This window comes from Micromonospora reichwaldensis (assembly GCF_031845925.1).
Lineage (GTDB): Bacteria > Actinomycetota > Actinomycetes > Mycobacteriales > Micromonosporaceae > Micromonospora > Micromonospora reichwaldensis.
In genome coordinates this window covers 1-2,497 of the sequence record NZ_JAVRFL010000072.1, presented here as the reverse complement: position 1 = coordinate 2,497, position 2,497 = coordinate 1, and the positions used below count along the sequence as shown (strand labels likewise).

Below are 2,497 nucleotides of genomic sequence, written 5' to 3'. Positions count from 1 at the left end.
TCCGGTGCGGGGAGTGCGTTGCGGTCGATCTTGCCGTTGCGGGTGAGGGGGAAGTGGGGCAGGGCGATGATGGCGTGGGGTACGAGGTGGCGGGGGAGGGTGTGGTGGAGGGTGTCGCGGAGTTGGTGGGTGTCGATGGTGCTGGTGCTGGTGACGTAGGCGATGAGGTGGCGGCCGGTGGGGAGGGTGCGGGTGGTGACGAGGGCGGCTTCGATGTGGGGTTGTGTGCGTAGGGCGGTTTCGATTTCGCCGGGTTCGATGCGGTAGCCGTTGATGGCGATTTGTTCGTCGGTGCGGCCGAGGAATTCGAGGGTGCCGTCGGTGCGGAGGCGGCAGAGGTCGCCGGTGCGGTAGAGGCGGCTGCCGGGTGGTCCGTACGGGTCGGGCAGGAACCGCTCCGCCGTCTGCCCGGGCTTGTTCAGGTAGCCGCGGCTGACCACGTCGCCGGCGACGCAGACCTCGCCGGGCGCGCCGGGCGGCACCAGTCGCAGCCCGGCGTCGAGGAGGTGGACGCGGGCGCCGTCGATCGGGGTGCCGAGGTCCGGGCGGTGGGTCCCGTCCGGGCGCACCGGCCCGGCGGTGGCGACGACCGCGGCCTCGGTGGGCCCGTAGTGGTTGACCAGGGCGTAGGGGGTGCGCGCGGAGGGCCGGGTGGTGAGGGCGTCCCCACCCGTGAGCAGCGTGCGCAGCGTGGTGGTGGACGGCGTGGGCAGCCGCAGGATGGCCTCGGCGATCGGGGTGGGCACGAAGGCCTCGGTGAGACCCTGCCGGTGCAGCCAGTCGTGCAGCGCGGCGGGGTCGAGGCGGTCGGCCGGGTCGGCGATGTGCAGGGTGGCGCCGCTGACCAGCGCAGGCCAGATCTCCCACACCGCCGCGTCGAAGCCGAGGCTGGCGATCTGCCCGTGGCGTTGGCCGGGTCCGCTGGGATAGGTGTCGAGGTGCCAGCGGACGAGGTTGGCCAGCGCATGGTGGGCGACCATGACGCCCTTGGGGGTGCCCGTCGAGCCGGAGGTGTGGATGACGTACGCCAGCTGCTCCGGGTGGATGTCGACCCGGGGTGCCGCCGGGGAGGCGGAGCGGTGCGGGGCGAGGGTGACGACGCCGGGGGGTGCGTCGGTGTCGTGGGGGTCTTGGGTGATGAGGATGGTGGCGGCGGAGTGGGTGATGAGGTGGTGTCGGCGTGCGGGTGGGGCGGTGGGGTCGATGGGGAGGTAGGCGGCGCCGGCTTTGAGGACGGCGAGCATGGCGGTGATGGCGGGTGTGCCGGGTGGGAGGCTGACGGCGACGGGGTGGTCGGGTCGGGCGCCGTGGTGCAGGAGTTGGTGGGCGAGGTGGTTGGACCGCTCGTCGAGTTCGCGGTAGGTGATCGCGCCCGCCCCGTCGACGACGGCGAGCGCGTCGGGCTGCCGTTGGGCCGTCTCCGTCACCAGCCTGGGCACGCACCCCGGAGCGCCGTCCGACCCGCTCCGGTGCCCCGTGGACACCGCCGCGAGCCGCCGGCGCTGGTCGTCGGTGACGGCCTCCACGGTGGACAGGCGCCGGTCGGGATCGGCCAGCACAGCGGCGACGAGGGCGCGGTAGCTGTCGGCCAGGTCGGCCATCGTGCCGGGCTCGTACAGGTCGCGGGCGTAGCTGAAGTACACGTCGACGGTGTCGGTCCCCACCTCCGCGTGGACCGTGAGGTCGAACTTCGCGGTTCCCGGCTCGATCGACACCGGCCGCATCGTGGCGGTGTGCAGTGGCCTGGGTTCGTCGGCGATGCCCGTGGCGTTCCCGCCGGTGAAGACGGTCTGGATGAGGGGTGGGGTGTGGCGGTCGCGGGTGGGTCGGGTGTGTTCGACGAGTTTGTCGAAGGGGATGTCCTGGTGGGTGACGGCGTGCATGAGGACGGTGCGGGAGTGGTGCAGGAGTTGGCGGAAGGTGTGGTGGGGGTTGATGTCGACGGCGAGGGGGAGGGTGTTGACGAAGAAGCCGATGAGTTTTTCGGCGTCGGGGTCGGTGCGTCCGGTGAGGGGGGTGCCGATGACGATGGGGTTCTGGTGGGTGTAGCGGTGGATGAGGAGTTGGAAGGCGGCGAGGAGGACGCCGAAGGGGGTGGAGCCGGTCTGGGCGGCGAGGGCGGTCAGGGTGCCGGTGGGTAGGTGGGTGTGGTGGATGGCCGTGGGCCCGGATTCGGTGTCGGGGCGGGGCCGGTCGGTGGGCGGGTGGCACACGGGCGGGGCGTCGCGGAGCCGTGCGGCGAGTTCGTGAAGGTGTCGTTGGGCGTCGGCGCCCTGCCAGTGGTGACGCTGGCGTTGGGCGATGTCGGCGTACTGGGTGGTGAGGGGCGGCAGTGAGGGGGTGCGACCGTGGGTGAGGTCGGTGTAGAGGTGGTCGAGTTCGGTGTGGAACACGCCGACGGACCAGCCGTCGAGGACGATGTGGTGCCAGGTGAGGCAGAGCACGTGGCTGGTGGGGGCGAGTTGGAGGACGTGGCTGCGTAGTAACGGGCCGGTGG

General features: G+C 72.0%; 1 protein-coding gene. It reads right to left on the bottom strand.

Annotated features, from left to right (window positions below):
- Positions 1–2,497: non-ribosomal peptide synthetase (locus RM555_RS30740; protein ID WP_311414987.1), on the bottom strand; the 2,497-nt coding region annotated here is incomplete at both ends.